The following is a 21,201-nucleotide window of genomic DNA, read 5'->3' on the forward strand; positions in this document are numbered from 1 at the left end:
AAAAAAGGTCCCGAAGGACCTTTTTTAGATTTTTGCATGAGTACCGTATTTATCAATCATGATTGAGCTGGCTTCATTTAATCCGCGAACTGTTACACTAATACCGTTTTTTTGAAATTTATTCACAACTGAATCTAACATGGCAACTGAAGTCACATCCCAAATATGAGAATGGGTGAGATCAATAATGACTTCTTTAACATCTTCTTTAAAATTAAAACTTTGCATAAATTTTTCAGATGAACTGAAAAATATTTGACCTCTTAATTCATATAGACGAGCTTGATCTTCGAATGAAGTTTCAATGCGAATATCATTTTCAAGTTTATTTGCTAAGAAAAGTGCTGAAAGTAATACGCCAGTTAATACACCTAGCGCCAAGTTATGGGTAGCAACCACTACAATAACCGTAGCGATCATAACGACATTACTACTTTTAGGATTATTTTTAAATTGAGTCAGAGAGCTCCACTCAAAAGTACTGATCGATACCATAATCATGACAGCAACCAGAGCTGCCATAGGAATCACCTTTAACCAATCACGTAAAAATACAACAAGAATAAGTAAGAATATGCCTGCGCAGAAAGTGGATAAACGTGTACGACCACCCGATTTTACATTAATCATTGATTGACCAATCATGGCGCAACCAGCCATGCCGCCCATAAAACCTGAAGCAATATTTGCGATACCTTGACCTTTACATTCTTGAAATTTATCACTAGATGTATCTGTCATTTCATCAACGATTGTTGCAGTCATCATTGATTCAAGTAAGCCAACCGCGGCAAGGGCTAAAGAATATGGAAGAATAATAAGAAGGGTTTCTAAATTTAACGGAATATTCGGAATTAGAAATATAGGTAACGTATCTGGTAATGACCCCATATCACCAACCGTTCGAACATCAAAGCCTAAGAAAATAGCGAGTAGTGTGACTGCCACAATACAGATAAGGGGAGAAGGAAAGAACTTTCCAATTTTTGGAATATAGGGGAAAAGGTAAATAATTCCTAAACCAATTGCTACTAGTAAGTAGACATGCCATGTCACATTTACCAATTCTGGTAATTGAGCCATAAAGATGAGTATGGCGAGGGCATTAACGAATCCAATAACCACCGATTTAGAAACAAAACGCATGAGTTTAGCGAGTTTGAAATATCCAGCTAAAATTTGTATGACACCGGTTAAAACAGTTGCTGCAAATAGGTATTGAAGCCCGTGTTCCTTTACGAGCGTTGTCATAACCAAAGCCATCGCGCCTGTAGCCGCTGAAATCATAGCGGGACGACCGCCTACAAAAGAAATAATAACGGCAATACAAAAGGATGCATATAAACCGACTTTGGGATCTACACCCGCAATAATTGAAAATGCAATTGCTTCTGGAATTAAAGCAAGACCCACAACAAGACCGGAAAGAATATCTGCGCGGACATTAGAGAACCATTCTTCTCGAACATTCGTTAACATGAGAAATAGCCTAAGTTCTAAATTTTGAAAAGGCTAGTGATGTGATATACCAACACAAGCGACTACACCACATCACTAAACAGTGATGAGTTATTTACAGGAGATAAGCGTAAATAAACTTAAGGTGGCGTAAGTGTCATAGGTATAGAGAGTTTGAGGCAGTTAAAAGTGCCCGAAGAATAGCATAAGTTTTTAACGTTAACTAACCTAAGTCGACTAAACTGACTTAATCCTAATTTTTCATTTCGGCTTTTGGCATCGAAGTAAACTCATTCGAAGGCATATCTAAGAAAAACTCTTTTGCTTCAGAATGAGTGCAGTTGAGCCAATCATTTCTGAGATGATCAGGTATCACAATAACTGAACGTTTTTCATCATCTGGTTTATGAAATTGTTTCATGAAAGGGTGGTGATCAGCATTGATTGTTAATAGTGACATTGATCTCTCTTTTTCTTCATCAATAAGTGTTTCCTCACAGATCGCAGCAAGTGTAAAAGGTTGTCCATCTTGCCGGAAAATACCATACCAATGTGCTTTTCCATTGATATATTTAGGTTCATAAATGGCTTCGACAGGGACAAGCGCAAATTGGTTATTTAACCATGCATGTTTAAAGGTGCGCTTTTGTTCTACAGTTTCTGTTCTGGCATTATAAGTTGCATATTTGAATGCGATTTCCTTGGCATAGGGAGGGAGCATTCCAAATTTAGCTTTTCGCCACACAAGCTCATTTTGATTCAATAAAAGGAGTGGACAATCATCACTTGGGAAAATATCCATCTTATATTCAAAAGTGGGTTCAAATAACTTTAATTGATTAGCATGTGTTTTCTTAATAGGTTTAAAGTTTGCACACATAAGACACCTTAGTTATAAAAATAGCTCTCAATTACAGCTTCTAACTTTTATCTTTTTATCATGTATATTTTTCTCATTAGAATTGTCTCTTTAAGTATTAATTTTTAACTATCAATAACTTCGTTAATAAGTGTTTATCTAACTGATGTCTATTTTCAAAAAAATCTAGATATAAAATAGATAGCAAAATAGATAAACTATAAAGTTAAGTTGCTCATCTTAAAGAGAGTTTATTTATTTTTAATAGCTACTTTTATGCAACAGAGCCTTTCAGAAATTTAGATTTTAATAAATTTGCTATTCTTCATAATACAAATCATATAGAGAACTCATACAAAGCCTTTAATAAGGGTTTAAAAATTCTCGAAAAATTTATAGGGTGGACATATGAATAAACATTTATTGGCTAAAATAGCCTTACTGGGCGTTGCTCAGTTAGTTACTCTCAATGCAGCATTTGCTGACGTTCCTCTTACTCCTTCTCAATTTGCTAAAGCAAAAACAGACAAGTTTGATAAGAAAGTTATTCTATCTAATTTAAATAAGCCGCATGCTTTGTTATGGGGCCCTGATAATCAAATTTGGTTAACTGAACGGGCAACAGGCAAGATTCTAAGAGTTAATCCAGAGTCGGGCAGTGTAAAAACAGTCTTTCAGGTGCCGGAGATTGTAAGTGATTCTGATGGGCAAAACGGTTTATTAGGCTTTGCTTTTCATCCTGACTTTGAAAATAATCCTTATATCTATATTTCAGGTACTTTTAAAAACCCGAAATCTACAGATAAAGAATTACCAAATCAAACGATTATCCGTCGTTATACCTATAATAAGGCTACGGATACGCTTGAGAAGCCTGTAGATTTATTAGCAGGATTACCTTCATCGAAAGACCATCAGTCAGGTCGACTTGTCATTGGTCCAGATCAAAAAATTTATTATACGATCGGTGACCAAGGACGTAACCAGCTTGCTTATTTGTTCTTGCCAAATGAAGCACAGCATACACCAACTCAACAAGAGCTGAGTGGTAAAAACTATCATGCCTACATGGGTAAAGTACTACGCTTAAATCTTGACGGAAGTATCCCAAAAGATAACCCAAGTTTTAATGGGGTAGTTAGTCATATTTATACACTTGGGCATCGTAATCCTCAGGGCTTAGCATTCACTCCAAATGGTAAGCTTCTGCAATCTGAACAAGGTCCAAACTCTGACGATGAAATTAATCTCATAGTTAAAGGTGGCAACTATGGTTGGCCAAATGTAGCTGGGTATAAAGACGATAGTGGTTATGCTTATGCAAATTATTCAGCAGCAGCCAATAAGTCAGTTAAGGATCTAGCTCAGAACGGAGTAAAAGTAGCCGCAGGTGTTCCTGTGACGAACGAATCTGAATGGACAGGTAAAAACTTTGTCCCACCATTAAAAACTTTATATACCGTTCAAGATACCTACAACTATAACGATCCAACTTGTGGAGATATGACCTATATTTGTTGGCCAACAGTTGCGCCGTCATCTGCTTACGTCTATAAGGGCGGCAAAAAAGCAATTTCCGGTTGGGAAAATACATTATTGGTTCCATCTTTAAAACGTGGCGTTATTTTCCGTATTAAGCTAGATCCAACTTACAGCACAACTTATGATGATGCTGTGCCGATGTTTAAAAGCAACAACCGTTATCGAGATGTAATTGCAAGCCCAGATGGGAACGTTTTATATGTATTAACTGATACAGCCGGAAATGTTCAAAAGGATGACGGCTCTGTAACAAATACATTAGAGAATTCAGGATCTCTCATTAAGTTTACGTATAAAGCTAAGTAAAACAGCCTATTAAAAAACCGATCTATAAAGATCGGTTTTTTAGCTTCAAAAAGGCTATTCAGTTACGACGAGTACCGGTAAATGAATTTCTCCTAAAAGAGCTTGGGTCACGCTTCCTAAGAAGAATTTTTTAAACCCTTTACGTCCATGGGAGCCAATCACAACAAGATCAGCTTTTGACTCAGTTGCCGCTTTAATAATTTCAGTATGAATTGTTTGACCCTCGACAATTTGTGTATCTACAGAAATCCCATGTTGATTAAACTGTTCTTTGGCTTGATCGAGAATTCCCTGAATTGCAGTTTTTGCTTTATCAAAATAATCCCTTGCTAATTCTGTACTATCAATAAATTCAACAGAAATGAAAGGATCTATTGTGAGGGCATATACTAGAGTTACTTTACTGTTAAAGGCCTTAGCAATTGCTGCTGCATGATTAACTGCAATAAGTGAGGTAGGTGAACCATCAACGGGAACTAAAATATGTTGGTAACTCATATATTGCTCCTTACTGTCCGATGACAATGTATGGTGTGAAAACACCGAATTATTATCCTTGTGTTTATATTATGAACAATTTTTTTTAACGTTATTGTTTATTTTTAGTATGAATGGAACCAAGAAAGTTTACTTAATATTTTATCTTAACCCATTGTAATGACTTTCTAGGTAGGGTCGATTTTGTTTGAGTATTGAAATGACTTGATTAGAATCTATAGCAGATTCAAATAAAAATCCCTGACCTATGCTATAACCAAATTGTCGAAGTAGTTCTTCTTGTTCAGGCGTCTCAATCCCTTCAGCAATAAGCCCGAGTGATAAATTTGGGGCGAGTAAACCAATTGCTTGAACAATCGCATAAATTGATGGGTCATGTTGCATCTTTTGTATAAAGCTACAATCTACTTTTAAACTGTCAATCGGGTAATCGCGAATGTGGGTTAGCGATGAAAAACCAGTACCAAAGTCGTCTAGTGCAATACGTACCCCATGCTGTTTTAATTTATTTAGTGCCCGGATCACATATTCTGAACCTCGGTCACCCAGCATATGTTCGGTGACTTCAATTTCAATATAATGTGTCGGTATTTGAAATTGATTAATCTTCTTCAAAAGCCGTTCAGCATAGTTGTCTCTTAAGAACTCTACAGGTGCGGCATTTAAGGAAACAGGAAGGGGGGTAATACCAAGATTTATCCATTTAGCGATGTCACGCAAAACTTGATGTTGCATCGTTTCACCAATTTTACTCGCTAAATTATAATCCTTAAAAGCTTCTGCAATTTGTGCTGGGTAGCCTCTTTGAGCTGAAGTCGTATGCCATCTTAATAAAGCTTCAAAACCCACCACATGGTGAGTTCTTAAATCTACTTTTGGTTGGTAGTATGGCTGGATTGTATGATGACGAATGAGTTGACGTGCTAAGTTAAGCTGAGAAGCGACTGTCTCGGTCATTTGCATCATGCATGGGTCATACATGCGAATTCCGCCACGACCACGCGCTTTTAAGTCATGTAAGGCCATATCAGCGCAACTAAGTAAACCTGACTGGTCTTCGGCATCTTGCGGGTAAATCGCACAACCAATACTCATACCGCCATTTAGAACATTACCTAAATAGGTAATAGGTTGATTTAGCTGCTGAAGTAAAATTGCTGCAAGGTCACGCACGTCGCTTTCAGAGCTGAGGTTATTAATAATAACCGCAAACTCGTCTCCACCTAGCCGTGCAACAAAACATCGTTCCGCATCTACACAATGGCTAAAGCGTTTGGAGAGAACTTTTAATAGATGATCACCAGCACTATGTCCTAAAGTATCATTAATATGCTTAAAATGATCGAGATCAATTAAAAGCAAACCCACACTTGTTTGAGTGTCTTTTGAATAGGCAAGGGTACGTTTAAGTTGGAATTTAAATGAACGTCGATTACATAAACCCGTCAGTTCATCTCTCTCGCTCATATTCCTAAGCTGGTTTTCTGTTAAATGCTGCTGAGTAACATTACGCGAAACACAAAGTATTTGTCCGATTTCACCATTTTCCCGATGAATCGGGGTAAGCATATTATCCCAATACTCAGGGTCTTGATCTGGTAAACAGCTCATCCCAGCAAATCGGGCAACCTTGCCTTGCAGAGCTTTTTTTAAAGCAATGCGTCCACGTTTACGAATATGGGGCGGCAATAGTTCAAGCCATTTCATTCCAAATTCTGTTTCATCAACAGGGATACCTAAAGCGAGGCATCCTGATTTATTCATATGAGAAACTGTGCCGTCTACATTCAGTACTTTAATGCAATCTACACTGATGTCTAACATTTGATTTTGTATTTCAATGTTCTTCTGCAAGTTTTGTTGTTCTTGAATATCATGATCAATATCTAAAAAACTAACATACCATTCGTTAATCTGAGATGAACCACGATACTTAGAGGCTTGAATAGAGAGTTTGCACCATCTATATTGATTCCCAACTTGTAAAAGTCGACACTTTAATTCTATTCTTTTTTGTAGACGAATTGCTTCGAGCCATCTATTTTTGACTTCATCTAAATCGGCAGGATATATAAAATCTAACCATTGCTGGGGCAGTGGAGAAAAAGTATCCAACCAATATTCTGTACACTCAACATTGCAATATAATATCAAGCCATTTTCATCACTAACCCAAGTTGGTAGTGGAATCTGCTCAACAATAAAATGCTTTTGGGTGTTGTTCGACATTGAAGTCATAACATGCCTAGAAAGATTGCGAGTTGATTAATCTATTTATTAGTCGTTATTGTAATCTTTCTGTAGTATCCAAAACAGTAATAAATAAATTTCATGTGTGTTTTTTTTGAACTAAAATTGAGTTATTAAAATTAATATATACTCAATATTTAATTTATGTTTTTGTTATTTATTGAGTTTTATCGATCTTTTCTTAAAAAAATATTTATGATTCTTTTTGTAAAAAACTTATTAAAACAGAAGCTTATAAATATTTAGTTATATTTATCTTAATCAAAATAAACTTAACAATAAAGAAAGAGTAAACTTGGAAATAAAAATTCTGATAAATTAAATTTTATACATATTATATAACTAAAGAAATTCTAAAAGAGTTTGAATAAATACAATAAACACTATTAAATTTACAAAAGTAACATAAAGTAATGACTTACATTATCGTAAAATTCTCTTTGTCAAAAAGGATATATATTTCCTTTTTGTGCATTTTATAGCCTACATTTTCCCCAAGATGTAGGTTTTTTTTATGCATAATTTTTAGTTTTTATAAAATCACACAATAAAAATAAAAAAAGCCAAAATGGCTTTTTATACAGTTTCTGCTTTATTCAACTCTTGTTGAATGTACAGATTCATATAGTACTGTTCGATATAATCATCAGCATAATTGTTTGCCAAGGTTTTTGTTGCCACTTGCTCATGTTTTAAATAGCAGTTTGATTCAAGATCTTTTTCGAGTACCCACCATTTACGGTTAATACGACGCACCTGAAACTTGTCACTTTTGTATTTTCTTTTAGCCATTTTCCGAAATTTGCTATTCAATTATTGAAAGAGAATTTCTACTGGAGTTAAGAGCTCAAGTCAACAGATGGAAGGTTAATTGATTATTTTATGTTGGCAGTTATGACCTAACCTTTAAAGCTAAAATAATTAAGCTCTCGTAAAGAGAGCTTAATTACTACTTATAAAAAAGTTTTTATTTGATTTTAACGAGAAAGGTTTTTTAAAAGTAATTTTAGACTTTCCATCATTTTTTCTAACTGTAAAGGAGTGATTCCTTCAAAGGACTGCTCAAGTACTACACTGGTTAGATCATTGATCTTGTTGATCATTTCAATACCTTTATCTGTGAGTACTACACGGGTAATTCGACCATCAGTCTGGCAAGAATATGTTTCAACCAAACCTTCATCTTTTAAACGATAAACGATTTTTGTGGTGGTCGACATTTTTGAAATAATCATATCTGAAAGTTCAGAAACACTTGCATGGGGCTTGCTGCTTAAAGCCAACATGATGCGTCGACGTGAGTTATCTAAACCATATTTTTTTAAAGCATTATCAATGTTTTGTACATATTGAGCATGTACTTGAGTAATCCAATAATATGGAAAATCTTCAAGAGTAAAAGATTCTGTTGTAGGTAAAAAACGCGCATACTTCTTTGTCATTGACTTTTCCCCATACCTTGGTGGATCGCATTTCTGGTGAACTATCTTTAATAGTTGAAAAATATAGTTTCATCAAGCAATTTATAGCAGGACTTTACTTGATGAGCAAAAGTTATATAGCTTCATTTAACAATGACATGTTTTAACAGCCATTATCTTTATAGAGCACAACTATAACTTTGCATAAACTTAAAATATTCTTCATCTATCATCAAAGATTATTAGAGTTTAATACTGCTTAACAAAGCAGTATCTAAAGTTCTTTGAGCAGATATGTAAGATTGCATTTAAGCTTGCTTGATCGTTAATTGAACGATATTGCTTGCAAGGGCATCGTAGAAAAAAAATTATGATTTGAACGTGGCATTGAACGAGAAAGTTTTTGTCTCTAAAGTCATAATTATGAAAAATCAAGATATTTAAATAATAAATATACATAAATATCAATATCTTGTATTGTTTTGGTATTGGTGAAATTTACCATACATTTAACATGAAACATCTCTTATTTAGTAAAATAAAAGTATTTCTTTAATTAACTATTTGATTATTATTGAAAAAATAATAAGTTGCTCCAAGACTGTGAGCTTGTGAAATGGTGTTGTTTTTTCTATAAATTATATTTTTTATAAATTTTACTTCAAATGTATCTGCTAAATCACAAAAAAGAATCAACTTTAACTGTAATGCTCGCAAAAGAAGTACCAGCACAAATTATGGCGAGAGCTATTCAGATTAAATGATCCAAACTTTAGAAAATTAATTATTAAATGGTTTTTAATTTTTATTTGAGAAAGGATATTTAATTAAAAAGGGAGAATTTATATTCTCCCTTTTTAATTATGAAATAGCGACAGGTTTTTCTTCTAACTTTTTCTTAACAATCGCATAGCTTATACCTGTAACGATACTACCCGCAGCAATTGCAGCAAGATATAACCAAGCATGATTAATTGCATTAGGAATTAAAAGAACAAATACACCGCCGTGAGGTGTAACCAATTCGCAATGGAAGAGGGCAACAAGTGCTCCAGTCACAGCTCCACCTAAAATACATGTCGGGATTACACGCATTGGGTCCTTAGCTGCAAAGGGAATAGCACCTTCAGAAATAAAACATAAACCTAATACAAAAGCTGCTTTTCCGGCATCTTTCTCTCCTGTACTAAATTTACTTTTAGCGATGAAAGTTGCAATTGCCATACCAATAGCTGGGACCATGCCGCCAGCCATTGTGGCTGCCATAGGCATATAAGTATTTGTTGTCAGTAATCCGACAGTAAAAGCGTAGGCTGCTTTGTTGATTGGACCACCCAAATCAATACACATCATGCTTGCTAATATAATTCCCATTAACACAGCATTTGTTGTACCCATGTTATTTAAGAAGTCTTTCATTAGCTCAAAAACATGTGCTACAGGTTGCCCAACCACATAGAACATAATAAGGCCAACAAATAACGTACCTAATAGAGGAATAATTAAAATCGGTTTAAGTGCCTCTAAACTTGTAGGAAGTTTAAGTTTTTTTGCAATAAAAAGCGCGATATAACCTGCGAGGAAACCTGAAACAATACCACCTAAAAAACCTGCTTGTAGCTGAGATGCGAGTAAGCCCCCAATTAAACCAGGTGCAAGACCAGGACGATCAGCAATCGAGTAGGCAATATAACCAGATAACATTGGAACCATAAGCATAAATGCTGCGGCCCCAATTTGTTTTAATATGGCTGGTAAGCTACCCGCTTGCTCAGCTGCATTGAGACCAAAGCATAAAGAGAGGGCGATTAAAAGACCTCCAGCCACTACCATAGGCAGCATAAAAGAAACACCAGTTAAGAGATGTTTGTATATGCCAACTTTTTCAGTTTTATCTTTGTTTTCTGCAGATGTTTGTTGCTTACCTTGTTCTAAAACTTGTGCATTGCTGATTGCCTCAGCAAAGGCTTTATCTGTTTGCTTTAGTGCAAAACCTGTACTACATCGATAAACACGTTTACCTACAAAACGGTCTGTATTAACTTCAATGTCAGTCGCAAGAATCACAATGTCCGCTTCAGCAATAGCTTGAGCTGATAAAATATTTTTTGCACCAACGGAACCTTGTGTTTCTACCTCAATGTCATAACCGAGTTTTTCTGCGCCTTGCTGTAAAGCTTCAGCGGCCATAAAGGTATGTGCAACACCAGTAGGACATGCAGTGATTGCTACAAACTTTTTAGCAGTAGTTGCCGTCACGTTGTTATCATTTTGCCAGTCATGGGCAAACTTAAAATTGTCTAATGCTGTTTGCAACGCTGTGTGAGCATCATTTTTGATCTCTTCAATGCTAATGAAAGCTAAAGAATGTGTACCAAAAATATGAAGATCTTTCGGCCGTTGTCCAATCACGATGACTTGATCAAAGCTTTCACTCGGATCGAATTCGTTGATCGTGGTAATGCTATTTTGATAACCCTGTTGGGAAGCGACTTGTGCAAGTTTGCGAGCTAAAATCAAAGCATTGACTTGCTGTTGCGGACTATTAATAACAAATAATAAACGTTTAGCAGTTGGCATCAGATTCACTCAATGAATTGATTGTAGTTTGGGCTTTTAATTGGTTTAGCTTTTCAGTATTAGGAATACGAAAGCCTATTTGTGTTACAGCGTGGCTCGCAATAGCCGTGGCTGTTTTTAATGTTTCTTCGGCAGAAAAACCATTTATTAAACCATGAATCATAGCTGCTAAAAGAGAGTCACCCGCACCAACGGTACTTTTAACTATCACTTTAGGGGCTGTAGCATGAAGTGGGTGAGTGTCGTGTAACCAGTTTACACCGTCTTCACCCATTGAAATAACGACATGCTCAATTTTAGCTAACTTTTCAAAAAGCTTTTTTTGTTCAGCATAAGTTGTAGCAGGGAGCTGATAACTTTCTACTAACTCATCTGTATTTGGTTTAATCATCCATGGTTGGCATTCAATGGCGGCAACCAAAGCTTTACCGCTAGTATCAAGTGCAACTTTTTTCCCGTGGTCTTGAATGAGTTTAATAAGTTGTTGTAATTCATCAACACTAAAACCTTGTGGGAGACTTCCAGCAATAGCGACCACATCGATCTGAGGCAATATCATTTCGATTTTTTGGAAGAGGTTTTTTTTATCTAGTTCAGAAACTAAGAAACCTTTTCCATTTAAATCAGTCATCCGTCCGGAATCTTCAGCAATTTTTATATTTTGACGAGTTTCACCTTCAACATAAATAAATTCAGGTTGAAATTGAGCTTTTTTAAAATGCTCATCAAAAATCTGTTTGTTAGTTGTTCCTAAAAAGCCAGAAACAATAACCTCATGCTCCAAATCTTTTAAAACTTGTGCAATATTTAAGCCTTTGCCTGCTGCATGTATTTCTACAGATTCTTGACGATTCACTTGACCTATCTGTAACTCATTGAGTTGTATAGTCACATCAATTGCAGGATTTAAAGTAATTGTTAAAACTTTAGCCATTACCATTCCTAATCTTTACATTTCTTGTTCGGATAACTGACGTACAGCAGGGGCGCTATCACATTCTAGTGCACGATTTGCAAGCATCTGAGCTTTGCTGTAGTTGAGTGTACGAATTTGAGCTTTCACTAAAGGAATGCTATTTGGCGACATACTGAGCTCATCTACACCTAAACCTACAAGGATTGGTACAGCTTTTGGATCAGCAGCAAGTTCACCGCATATACCCACCCATTTGCCATGTTTGTGTGCAGCTTTTACAGTTTGATCAATCAATTGCAAAATACTTGGGTGTAGTCCATCTGCTTCAGCCGAGAGAATAGGGTGGCCACGGTCAATGGCTAAAGTATATTGAGTTAAGTCATTTGTTCCTATGCTAAAGAAGTCCACTTCTTGAGCGAGGATAGGTGCAAGCAAAGCAGCAGAAGGAACTTCTATCATAATACCGACTTGTAAATTATCACATGGATGTTGAACCCTAACTTCATCAAGAATTACTTTCGCAGCACGCCATTCCTCTACACGGCCAATCATTGGAAACATGATTCTTAAAGGGCGGTCATCCGCAGCTTTAAGCAATGCGATAAGTTGTTGACGCAACAGTTCTGGCTGTCTCAGCGTTAAACGAATACCTCTTAATCCTAAAAATGGATTTTCTTCTTCAGCAATAGGAAGGTAAGAGAGTGGTTTGTCACCACCTACATCTAGAGTACGTACTACAAGTGGTCGGCCTGCAAGAGCATCTAAGACAATGCGATAATCTGCTTCTTGGGTAGCTTCACTTGGAGCGCTACTATGAGCCATAAAAACAAGCTCTGTTCTCAGTAGGCCAATTGCTTCGGCACCACATTCTACTGCATGGGCGGTTGCTTGAACTCTTCCGAGATTGGCAGCAATTTCAATTTGATGCTGATCTAGAGTAATCGCAGGCTCTTGGCTATGACGTTCAGCTTCTTCACGAATTTTTTTCTGAAGCTCACGTTCTTGTTTGGCATGTTCAATTTGCTGAGTATTAGGATTTAAGATAAAGGCTCCTGTATCTCCATTAATTAATAGAGAACTTTTTTGCTCAATATCTAGTACTTGATCACCAGCACCAACAATTGCGGGTATACCTAAAGCCCGAGCAACAATAGCACTATGTGCACTTGCACCACCTACAGCTGTCAAAATACCTGCAACTCTATCTTTATTAAGGCGGGCCACATCACTTGGTCCCACATCATACATAATTAAAATATAAGGCTCTTTAGGTTCTTCGATGATAACCTCACCACAAAGTTGAGCCAAAACGCGATCACCAATATCACGTAAATCTGTGGCACGCTCAGCCAGTAATCGGTCTGGTAGAGCTGCTTGCTCTTTGGCTGCTGCTTCAATATGTTCATGCCAAGCAGCAGGAGCAGAAAGGTTTAAGTTAATTTTTTGATATACACCATTAATAAGATCTGGATCGTCAAGCATTTCTAAATGGGCTTGGAAGATCTGCTTAATTTCAGCCACTTCAGATTTTGCAATAACTTGGTGAATGTTGTTTTTAACTGCATGAAGGGCAATATCAAGATTTTCTTTTTCTACTTTGACGCTCAAACCCATACGTTCATATTGATAGACTTTGGGTTTAATGACATGTACAGGGCCAAAAGCTAGACCACTAGAAGCCGGAATACCTGTATTTGAACTAATTCTTTTTGAGGGAGCTTCAATTTTATTTGGTTGTTCTACTGTGATGTCTGAAGATTGAAGAGGTTCAACTTCTTCCCCTAAGCCTTGTTGTACTGCTTGAATAACTTTATCTAAACCTTCAACTGCATCCGTTTCTGGTTCGGCAATAAAACGTAGAGTTTGTCCACGTTTACATCCTAAAGCCAAGAGCCGCGTCAAACTTTTAGCGGAAACAAAATTTCCTTCATCTACTGCGACCTGAATATCACCTTGAAAACTTTTGGTTAAGTTCACTAAATGAGTGGCTGGTCGAGCATGTAATCCATGTGCATTAGCGAGTACAACAGAACGATGAGGCCAATCTGGAATAACATCTGCACCAATGATTTTAGCAATTTCATTTGGTGCTTGTGTTTGGTCTAATTGCGCAACTTGCTCTGGATTAAACAGAATATCAATCAGTCGATTAAATCTCTGGCTATCTAATTGTTCATTGGCAGCTATACATACGAGTGTATTTAATTTTTTTTCACCTAACTCTAATGCATGGTGAGGCTTTACGATACTGATTGCTGGTTGTTGAACGAATTTGGTACTTGAAATAGACCAGATCTGATCTTGTAGTTGAATAACTTGATTAGGGTCAAGTGAACTTAGAAAACCACACTTTACAAAATTGTGTTTTTTTAGAATTTGAGATGCTGACCAAAACAAATCTTCAATATCTTGAGATTCAATTTCAGTTTGAATTAAATTTTCATGTAAATTTAAAGATAACGGCTGAGCTTGTAATATTTCAATAATTTGCTCAGGTTGTTTCGCATTTTTTACCTGTTCACTTACATCATGCATTAAAGCTCTGGTTAATATTTGTAGGACTTGTAAGTGTTCATCTGATTTTGCTGCAATAACAACAGCTAAATAAACTCTGTTTTCACCATCCCATATTATTCCTTCGGGGAAATGAGCTAAACGGATACCTGTTTCTAAAATACATTCACGAGATTGGGGAGTACCGTGGGGAATAGCAATTCCTTGGCCCAAATAGGTTGCACTTTGCTCTTCACGATTAATGAGTCCTGTAATATAGTCAGGTGTGACTAACCCATCTTTCTCCAATATATCTACTAGACACTGTAATGCATGTGTTTTATCAACAGCATGTTGATTCATATGAATATGTCGAGGCTCTAGTGCTAGCATATTTATCCTTGAACGATATCTTTAGGTTTAGCTAAAACAGAAAAAAAGAAGCCGTTTGTATTAAAAATAGGTTAATTTAACCGTTTTTAAACAACAGCTTCGTATAAATTACCATAGCAGAACTTTAAGGCTATATCGACGTATTTACGTAAAAAATGCTTGTTTTTAATACAAAGGAGAATCCATTATTAATATTTTAAATTTTTATGATAACTGTAAAGATAATAAAGCAATTTTATAATAGAAACTGAAGACACATATTAAAAAAATACCTCTACACCGGATTACGGGCATAGAGGCAAAAGTAAAAAGATTAATTAAAATTAGTGTTGAATTTCTTGTTCCAAGAGTGACCACAACTTTTGATGTGATTTTTTAAACATTAACATGTGACCAATTGATTTATATCCATGTTTGATAGGGTTTAGTTCTAGCATTTTTGTGGGTGCATTAGGATAAAGTTTTAATAACTCTTCTACGTTACGCTTGGTTGCAATTTCATCGTCACTTGCCCAAATAGAAGTAATAGGGCAGATAATTTCATTATGAAAATCATGGTGGACTGTTTTACCAATTGCATTTTTCACATAGCCTGGACGACTACAAAACTCGCGCCATTGTTGAGCGACTTTTTTTGGTAAGTTTTCTCCCATTCCAATAAATTGTGTTGCTCCGTATCCTTTTAAGGCACTAGAGATTGGGAAGATAAAATTGAACATGACTGGCGCTAAAAACTTGGTTTTACCTTTGAGACCCCTTACATGGCCCGTAGAGCCTGCGACTGCAACAACTTTTGCGACTTTATGAAAATTAGGCACAATTCCTAGTAATTGCCCACCAGCACTATGGCCAAGAAGGGTAACTTGTTCTGCTTTAGTTTTTTCTAATAATGTATCAATTGCACAAGGAATATCGAGAATTCCCCAATCATTAATACTTGCAGTACTTTGCTTCAGAGACCCGTGTAAGGAGTCTCCAATTCCACGGAAGTCAAAGCTTAATACGTCATATCCTTGTTCGCTTAACCATGTAGCGAAAGAATGATAGAAGTTTTTAGTAATACCTGTGGCTGGGCAAATTAACACAGGAGTGGCTAGTTGTTTTGATTGAGCTGGATAAAAATGTGCAGCAAGTTGATAACCATCTTCGCAGGTCATCCAAAATGATTCAAAAGTGTTATCCATAATATTGCGTAATAGTTAGTTTGTTGATATCTGTAATTTACATGAGTTCTAAAATGATACTTGATTAAAATGTGACTATAAAGTCAATATTTATGTTATACAGCTCATTAAATTTGAATAAAACAAATAATTGGAAAAAAGATGGATTTACCGAAAGCAGTACAACTTGCAATTGTGTTTAGTGGCATATTTTTATGGGTAGGGATGTTAACTGGGGTATGGAAATATTGGCAAATACGCCGTTCAGAATTAAGTCGTGCGCATTATTATGTAGATATCGCTCATCGAAGTAGTTTGTTATATGCAGCTGCTAGTCTCATTCTAGCTGTATTAAGCTATTTTACTGTTTTAAATGAAAATATTGCTTTGTGGTGCGTGTTCGCAAATATTCTATTTTTTAGTTTTTCAATTCTGATTTATATCGTACATGGCTATTTACAGGACACGACAAATCAATTTAAACGTCCACATAAGTTGGGTCATTTTAGTTTGCCTTCATGGTTAATGTCTTTAATGATGATAGGTTTGATTGTGACTGAATTACTAGCTACAGCTATTTTAGTTATTGGAACAATTTTTTTATTTCTAGGTGTGTAAAATAAAAATGGATGATTGCTCATCCATTTTTTAAGTATTCAAATTTTGTTGACTAAGACGTCTTTTAGCTAGTTTTCGCATCTTATGGTCGACAAAGGCCCACACACAAAATATGAAAGAAACAACCATCGCATACATAAAGTATTCGGGTTTCAGATTTCCTTTAATCATACCTTGAAACAGTAAAGTCAGCATAAGAGCAAGCGGTGTTACTCCATAAACAACTGAATCTTTGCTGTTCAGAGTGTTAATGAAGACTTGTTTGTTGAAATGTAATGATAACATCTCCATCCCTCCTTGTGGTTGTGCTAAAACCGTATGTTTTAGTCAAGAATAAGTTTAATGTTGTACTTCTATTTTTAGTGCAATTCAATAGTGAATAGAAAATTTTTTGAGCAGTTTTATAAAAAACTCTATATTTATAAAAGGTTAAGGTATTAAAAAAGTAAATATTAAATATTTTTGTATAAAATACTTAATTTTTTAGAAAAGAGAAATATTTAAGTGAAAAGTGTAATAATTTCTCTTTTCTATAAGTTCAGTTTAGCTATTTTGTTTTTTTAAAAAGGTATCAATTGCATGTTGAGCAATTTCTGCATCTTCAAAAGATTGAACACCAGACACACCAATCGCCCCTAAAATTTGGCCGTCATAAAGAATTGGTTTTCCACCTTCAAGCATTCCTTGAGCACTAGGCATACTTAAAAAACCTAAGCGACCACTTTGCAGAAGTTCTTCATAGAATTTTGAAGGTCTACCTGATATTGAAGAGCATTTTGCTTTTTCTAAACATAAATGGGAGGATAAAGGTGAAGCACCATCTAAACGCTTCATCAACAGTAGAGAACTTGTTTCATCAACAATAGCGATACTGACTTTAAAGTTGTGTTCAATTGCATATTTTTGAGCTTCTTCCATTAAAAACTCTGCATCTGCTTGTGTTAGGTAATATTTACTTTTCATTGTTGCTCTTCTTTCCTAGTAAGTTAAAAATTATTTTAGTGTAATTTTACAGTAAAAAATGATTATATCTATAGTTGATTTGTCATTGAAAGTAGTGTGGAAATAAAATGCCGGTTGGGTAAACTCAGCATTTTATTCAATATATAAAATCATGTTTGGGTAAAACTCGATTTCAAAAGAGACACTAGATTAAATGTTTTTAAATTTAACTTTGTCGATAATTACGGTAATTGCTAGAACAACTAAAGATGGGATCAACCAAGCTAAGTTTTGTTCATTTAAAGGTAAATGTTGAAGAAAATTAGGTAAATAATCACCAAAACCAGCAACTTTAATACCGTCAATAATACCGAAAATTAAAGCAATACTTGTTACTGAACCGACAATAAAAGAAGGTTTGTGCCAAAATTTCCAAAAGAAGCTCAGCATAATCACAACAATTGCTGGTGGATAAATTGCACTTAAAACAGGTACTGATACAGCAATAAGTTTGGTTAATCCAAGATTAGAAATAATGAAAGAGAAACCAACTAAAATGAATACTAAAAGTTTGTAAGGCAACTTAGTTAACTGAGCAAAATACTCACCGCAAGCACAAGTTAAGCCAATCGCTGTCACCATACATGCTAGAAAAATTAGGCCAGTTAAGAATAATGAACCCATATTGCCAAAAGCATGTTGAACATATGCATGTAAAATTACTGCACCATTTGCTGCATTTGGTGCAACTTCATGACTACCTACACCTAATTTGAATAAGCTTAAATAGACTAAAGTCAGGCCTGCACCAGAAATAAGACTGGCAATAATCGCATATTTGGTCACTAATTTTTTATCTGTAACACCACGCGAATAAATCGCTTGAATAATTACGATACCGAATACTAATGCGCCTAAAGTATCCATAGTGAGATAACCATTTACGAAACCTTCCGAAACAGGAGAGGCAACGTAATCGTTGATTGGAGCAGGGACATAACCCGCAGGGATCATCACTGCTGCAATGCCTAAAATTGCTAAAGCAATAATTTTTAGGGGAGCAAGCACATGTCCAACAGTATCCAACAACTTGTTTGGATAAAGTGAAACTACAGTTACAAATGAAAAATAAATTGCGCTGTAGATTAAAAGGCTACTACTTGATGTTCCAAAATAAGAAGAAAAACCAATTTCGTAAGAAACAGTAGCTGTACGTGGAGTAGCAAATAAAGGGCCTACTGATAAATAACAAACAACAGTTAAAATCAGACTTGCTACACGACCTAGAGGAGAGCTAATTATTTCAATGGAACCCTGCATACGAGAGAGTGCCATGATGGTAATTACAGGTAGACCAACTGCAGTAATCAAAAAGCCTATAGCGGCTAGCCATACATGATCACCTGCTTGTTGAGCGACAATGGGAGGAAAGATAATATTGCCAGCCCCAATAAAAAGGGCAAAGGTCATAAAACCTAAGGCAATAATATCTCCAGTACGAAGATGTTGCATAAATTAAAATGAATAAAAAAGAAGGAATTTTAGAGCAAAAGAAAGCATGATCAAGCGGTATTTTATGTGAAAAAGATTTTTTTCGGAGCGTAAAAAGCTTTAGTAGATATTAAAAATATCAACTGGTTAAGGTATCTATTTGAAAAACCATTGAAAGAAATTAGGAAATCATTTTTTGTGTCTGACTTTTTAAAGAAATTATGCAAAAATAAAAGTATAGATTTCTATTATGAATGTTGAATATTTGGGCATTTAACGCTTCCAGCCTATCCTATATCCGTTCTAAAATATTCTAAATTAACTTACATTTTTGTAGGCATTGCAAAAGCAGGGTCTACGAGGATAAAACTGAATGAGAGCTTCTACTGTTACAATAAAAACTGAGCAAGATCTGGAAAAATTAAGAGTTTCTGGTCGCTTGGCTGCGCAAGTTTTAGAAATGATAGGGGCATATATTAAACCAGGTGTATCTACTGAATATTTAGATAACTTGTGTAATGACTATATTGTAAATACTTTAAAAGTTATCCCTGCTAATGTGGGATATCATGGTTTTACGAAAACAATATGTACATCAGTAAATGAAGTTGTTTGTCATGGAATTCCATCCCCGAATAAAATTTTAAAAGATGGCGATATTATTAATATTGATGTTGCAATTATTAAAGATGGCTATTTTGGCGATACGAGCCGCATGTATTTTGTGGGTAATGTAAATCCACAAGCAAAGAAACTTGTTGAAACAACGTATGAAGCGATGGTTGCTGGTATTCATACCGTCAAGCCAGGAGCTACATTAGGTGATATCGGTTACGCTATTCAGTCAGTTGCTCATCGAGAAGGGTATAGCATTGTTCGAGAGTATTGTGGACATGGGATTGGTAAGGTTTATCATGAACAACCCAATATTTTGCATTATGGACAGCGTGGCCAAGGTTTGGTTTTAAAGAAGGGAATGGTTTTTACCATTGAACCGATGATTAATGCAGGTAGACCGCAAGTGAAAGAGTTGAATGATGGATGGACCGTCATTACTCAAGATCTTTCATTATCAGCTCAATGGGAACATATGGTTGCAGTAACCGATACAGGTTTTGAACTATTAACGCCTTGGCCTGAAGGCGTTGGAAATTATCCCGCAATTTGAAAAATATTAAAAAAGTTCGATGATTATCGAACTTTTTTGTTTTAATTCATTTTAATGCTCAGAAAGATGTTCTACTAAATAGTCAATAAATACACGAACAGCAGGTAGCAACCCTCGGCGTGATGGATATACGGCATGTAATATACCGTGAGGAGCTTTCCATTCCGGTAATATTTGTATAAGTTGACCTGATTTTAGAAAATCTTCTGCTGCACTTTCTGGTAATAATGCGATACCACAGTTTTGACTCGCCAATTGTGCCAACATATGGATGTTTGTACCCATTACGATAGGACTAACTTTGATTTTCTTTTGCTGATTATCTGGCCCATGCAAAAGGAATTGCTGATCAAGATGCTCTTCAGATAAGCTTAAAATGCGATGTTCACTCAGCTGCTCAGGCGTTTTTATATCACCAAACTCATTTAAGTAGGCCTGACTTGCGAATAGGCTTTGCTCTATAAGAGCAAATTGTCGAAGAACTAGACTTGGGTCATCATCTAGTTTTGAGCGAACTCGTAAAGCAAGATCAATCCCTTCATTGATAACATCTACTCGACGATTGCTGACCATAAGTTGCAAACGAATTTCTGGATATTTTTTTAGGAAAGCAGGCAGAATTTTAGGAAGTTGATTTTGAGCAATATCAACAGGCACACTAACCTTCACAACGCCTCTAGGTTGAATGCTTAGATGATCAACCAAATCATGAGCGGCTTGTGCGGCATTCATCATGACTTGGGCATGTCTATAAATATCCATTCCAATATCTGTAACAGCAAAATGACGAGAGCTGCGTTGAATCAGGCGCACTCCTAAGTTTTCTTCTAGACTATATACGCGACGACTTAGTTTTGATTTTGGTATATCCGTTACACGCTCAGCAGCACTAAAGCCTCCGTGCTCAACGACGAGAGCGAAACAATAAAAATCATCAAGATCTGTGAGCATTAAAATATCCTATTTCTGCAACACCCATGATTTTACATTATTATTTTTGCAACGATCATTCTTAAAATAAATTTTTTGTAATTAAAACATAGACTAACTGTTTAGTTGGAAATAATAATTTGAAATTATATTGTAATTACGATGTAATTTTA

17 protein-coding genes are annotated in these 21,201 nt (G+C 35.6%); 3 read left to right on the top strand and 14 right to left on the bottom strand.

Features of this window, described 5'->3' with window-relative positions:
- Positions 1-24: 24 nt before the first annotated feature.
- Together HLV59_RS07755 and HLV59_RS07760 are read right to left on the bottom strand one after the other, a co-directional pair.
- Entirely contained in the window at positions 25-1,479 is a 1,455-nt protein-coding gene (locus HLV59_RS07755; protein WP_171429681.1) for a SulP family inorganic anion transporter, read from the bottom strand.
- Positions 1,480-1,711: 232 nt separating this feature from the next.
- On the bottom strand, positions 1,712-2,338 hold the full coding sequence (locus HLV59_RS07760) for an SOS response-associated peptidase family protein (RefSeq protein WP_171429682.1): 627 nt from the start codon (positions 2,336-2,338) through the stop codon (positions 1,712-1,714).
- Between the two features lie 387 nt (positions 2,339-2,725).
- Between HLV59_RS07760 and HLV59_RS07765 the strand changes: the two genes are divergently transcribed.
- Entirely contained in the window at positions 2,726-4,165 is a 1,440-nt protein-coding gene (locus HLV59_RS07765) for a glucose/sorbosone family PQQ-dependent dehydrogenase (protein WP_171429683.1), read from the top strand.
- A gap of 54 nt (positions 4,166-4,219) precedes the next feature.
- On the opposite strand, the gene HLV59_RS07770 is transcribed toward HLV59_RS07765, so the two are convergent.
- From HLV59_RS07770 to HLV59_RS07805, 8 genes are all read right to left on the bottom strand, one after another.
- On the bottom strand, positions 4,220-4,663 hold the full coding sequence (locus HLV59_RS07770; RefSeq protein WP_031948548.1) for a universal stress protein: 444 nt from the start codon (positions 4,661-4,663) through the stop codon (positions 4,220-4,222).
- 141 nt (positions 4,664-4,804) lie between these two features.
- The gene (locus tag HLV59_RS07775) at positions 4,805-6,901 is read right to left on the bottom strand and encodes a putative bifunctional diguanylate cyclase/phosphodiesterase (RefSeq protein WP_031948547.1); all 2,097 of its coding nucleotides are present in this window, start codon (positions 6,899-6,901) and stop codon (positions 4,805-4,807) included.
- Positions 6,902-7,489: 588 nt separating this feature from the next.
- Positions 7,490-7,705 carry a hypothetical protein gene (locus HLV59_RS07780; RefSeq protein ID WP_031948546.1) on the bottom strand — a complete coding sequence of 72 codons (216 nt, stop codon included), beginning with the start codon at positions 7,703-7,705 and terminating at the stop codon, positions 7,490-7,492.
- 185 nt (positions 7,706-7,890) lie between these two features.
- On the bottom strand, positions 7,891-8,355 hold the full coding sequence (locus HLV59_RS07785; RefSeq protein WP_031948545.1) for a MarR family winged helix-turn-helix transcriptional regulator: 465 nt from the start codon (positions 8,353-8,355) through the stop codon (positions 7,891-7,893).
- Positions 8,356-9,195: 840 nt separating this feature from the next.
- Complete coding sequence (locus HLV59_RS07790) at positions 9,196-10,914, bottom strand: fructose-specific PTS transporter subunit EIIC (RefSeq protein ID WP_171429684.1); 1,719 nt, start codon at positions 10,912-10,914, stop codon at positions 9,196-9,198.
- Positions 10,901-11,848, bottom strand: coding sequence for a 1-phosphofructokinase (pfkB, locus tag HLV59_RS07795; RefSeq protein ID WP_081173550.1), 948 nt, complete (start codon positions 11,846-11,848; stop codon positions 10,901-10,903). The genes HLV59_RS07790 and pfkB overlap by 14 nt, the downstream gene beginning before the upstream one ends.
- A gap of 15 nt (positions 11,849-11,863) precedes the next feature.
- Positions 11,864-14,716: a phosphoenolpyruvate--protein phosphotransferase gene (gene ptsP, locus HLV59_RS07800; protein ID WP_171429685.1), complete on the bottom strand. Its 2,853-nt coding sequence runs from the start codon at positions 14,714-14,716 to the stop codon at positions 11,864-11,866.
- 323 nt (positions 14,717-15,039) lie between these two features.
- Positions 15,040-15,900, bottom strand: coding sequence for an alpha/beta hydrolase family protein (locus HLV59_RS07805; RefSeq protein ID WP_062849447.1), 861 nt, complete (start codon positions 15,898-15,900; stop codon positions 15,040-15,042).
- 141 nt (positions 15,901-16,041) lie between these two features.
- Between HLV59_RS07805 and HLV59_RS07810 the strand changes: the two genes are divergently transcribed.
- On the top strand, positions 16,042-16,497 hold the full coding sequence (locus HLV59_RS07810; RefSeq protein WP_062849446.1) for a hypothetical protein: 456 nt from the start codon (positions 16,042-16,044) through the stop codon (positions 16,495-16,497).
- 30 nt (positions 16,498-16,527) lie between these two features.
- Here HLV59_RS07810 and HLV59_RS07815 read toward each other — a convergent pair whose 3' ends face one another.
- The 3 genes from HLV59_RS07815 to brnQ all read right to left on the bottom strand — a co-directional run bounded on the left by HLV59_RS07815 (position 16,528) and on the right by brnQ (position 18,951).
- Positions 16,528-16,782 (bottom strand): hypothetical protein, encoded by a 255-nt coding sequence (locus tag HLV59_RS07815; protein WP_005073940.1) that lies wholly within the window; start codon positions 16,780-16,782, stop codon positions 16,528-16,530.
- Between the two features lie 258 nt (positions 16,783-17,040).
- Positions 17,041-17,460: a GlcG/HbpS family heme-binding protein gene (locus HLV59_RS07820; RefSeq protein ID WP_062849445.1), complete on the bottom strand. Its 420-nt coding sequence runs from the start codon at positions 17,458-17,460 to the stop codon at positions 17,041-17,043.
- Positions 17,461-17,649: 189 nt separating this feature from the next.
- Positions 17,650-18,951: a branched-chain amino acid transport system II carrier protein gene (gene brnQ, locus HLV59_RS07825; RefSeq protein WP_061875354.1), complete on the bottom strand. Its 1,302-nt coding sequence runs from the start codon at positions 18,949-18,951 to the stop codon at positions 17,650-17,652.
- Between the two features lie 352 nt (positions 18,952-19,303).
- Here brnQ and map point away from each other — a divergent pair, with 352 nt between their 5' ends.
- A complete protein-coding gene (map, locus tag HLV59_RS07830) occupies positions 19,304-20,098 on the top strand; it encodes a type I methionyl aminopeptidase (protein ID WP_016145533.1) in 795 nt (264 codons plus the stop codon).
- A 51-nt stretch (positions 20,099-20,149) separates the two neighbouring features.
- Here map and HLV59_RS07835 read toward each other — a convergent pair whose 3' ends face one another.
- A complete protein-coding gene (locus HLV59_RS07835; protein ID WP_016145532.1) occupies positions 20,150-21,049 on the bottom strand; it encodes a LysR family transcriptional regulator in 900 nt (299 codons plus the stop codon).
- Between the last annotated feature and the right edge of the window lie 152 nt (positions 21,050-21,201).

The organism is Acinetobacter lactucae (assembly GCF_013122135.1).
Lineage (GTDB): Bacteria > Pseudomonadota > Gammaproteobacteria > Pseudomonadales > Moraxellaceae > Acinetobacter > Acinetobacter lactucae.

Bases quoted from the DNA above. Each gene is read 5' to 3' on its own strand.
- HLV59_RS07755 (WP_171429681.1), bottom strand. From the start codon at position 1,479: ATGTTAACGAATGTTCGAGAAGAATGGTTCTCTAATGTCCGCGCAGAT.
- HLV59_RS07760 (WP_171429682.1), bottom strand. From the start codon at position 2,338: ATGTGTGCAAACTTTAAACCTATTAAGAAAACACATGCTAATCAATTA.
- HLV59_RS07765 (WP_171429683.1), top strand. From the start codon at position 2,726: ATGAATAAACATTTATTGGCTAAAATAGCCTTACTGGGCGTTGCTCAG.
- HLV59_RS07770 (WP_031948548.1), bottom strand. From the start codon at position 4,663: ATGAGTTACCAACATATTTTAGTTCCCGTTGATGGTTCACCTACCTCA.
- HLV59_RS07775 (WP_031948547.1), bottom strand. From the start codon at position 6,901: ATGACTTCAATGTCGAACAACACCCAAAAGCATTTTATTGTTGAGCAG.
- HLV59_RS07780 (WP_031948546.1), bottom strand. From the start codon at position 7,705: ATGGCTAAAAGAAAATACAAAAGTGACAAGTTTCAGGTGCGTCGTATT.
- HLV59_RS07785 (WP_031948545.1), bottom strand. From the start codon at position 8,355: ATGACAAAGAAGTATGCGCGTTTTTTACCTACAACAGAATCTTTTACT.
- HLV59_RS07790 (WP_171429684.1), bottom strand. From the start codon at position 10,914: ATGCCAACTGCTAAACGTTTATTATTTGTTATTAATAGTCCGCAACAG.
- pfkB (WP_081173550.1), bottom strand. From the start codon at position 11,848: ATGGCTAAAGTTTTAACAATTACTTTAAATCCTGCAATTGATGTGACT.
- ptsP (WP_171429685.1), bottom strand. From the start codon at position 14,716: ATGCTAGCACTAGAGCCTCGACATATTCATATGAATCAACATGCTGTT.
- HLV59_RS07805 (WP_062849447.1), bottom strand. From the start codon at position 15,900: ATGGATAACACTTTTGAATCATTTTGGATGACCTGCGAAGATGGTTAT.
- HLV59_RS07810 (WP_062849446.1), top strand. From the start codon at position 16,042: ATGGATTTACCGAAAGCAGTACAACTTGCAATTGTGTTTAGTGGCATA.
- HLV59_RS07815 (WP_005073940.1), bottom strand. From the start codon at position 16,782: ATGTTATCATTACATTTCAACAAACAAGTCTTCATTAACACTCTGAAC.
- HLV59_RS07820 (WP_062849445.1), bottom strand. From the start codon at position 17,460: ATGAAAAGTAAATATTACCTAACACAAGCAGATGCAGAGTTTTTAATG.
- brnQ (WP_061875354.1), bottom strand. From the start codon at position 18,951: ATGCAACATCTTCGTACTGGAGATATTATTGCCTTAGGTTTTATGACC.
- map (WP_016145533.1), top strand. From the start codon at position 19,304: ATGAGAGCTTCTACTGTTACAATAAAAACTGAGCAAGATCTGGAAAAA.
- HLV59_RS07835 (WP_016145532.1), bottom strand. From the start codon at position 21,049: ATGCTCACAGATCTTGATGATTTTTATTGTTTCGCTCTCGTCGTTGAG.